The organism is Mesorhizobium sp. (genome assembly GCF_004962245.1).
Taxonomy (GTDB): Bacteria; Pseudomonadota; Alphaproteobacteria; order Rhizobiales; family Rhizobiaceae; genus Mesorhizobium.
Genome location: NZ_SUHQ01000112.1, coordinates 1 through 351, shown reverse-complemented (window position 1 = coordinate 351; position 351 = coordinate 1). Strand labels below are relative to the sequence as shown.

General features: G+C 63.2%; 1 protein-coding gene. It reads right to left on the bottom strand.

Annotated features, from left to right (window positions below; genetic code table 11):
* Positions 1 to 351, bottom strand: a 351-nt coding sequence (locus E5X88_RS33565; RefSeq protein WP_292168575.1) for a glutamate synthase central domain-containing protein, incomplete at both ends; no start/stop codon positions are given.

Genomic DNA, 351 nt, shown 5'->3' with positions numbered 1-351 from the left:
GCGCACCGCAATAGGACTGGTAGGTTGAGATGCCCATCTTGGACATCACCTTGAGAATGCCCTTGCCGATCGACTTGATGTAGCGGGAGACGACCTCATTGGCGTCGACTTCGGCCGGCAGCTCGCCGCGCTTGTGCATGTCGAGCAGCGTGTCGAAGGCGAGATAGGGATTGATCGCCTCGGCGCCATAGCCCGCAAGGCAGCAGAAATGATGCACCTCGCGCGGTTCGCCGGACTCGACCACCAGCCCCACCGATGTGCGCAATCCCTTGCGGATCAGATGATGGTGGACCGCCGCCGTCGCCAGCAGCGCTGGTATGGCGATACGGTCCGGCCCGAGCTGACGGTCGG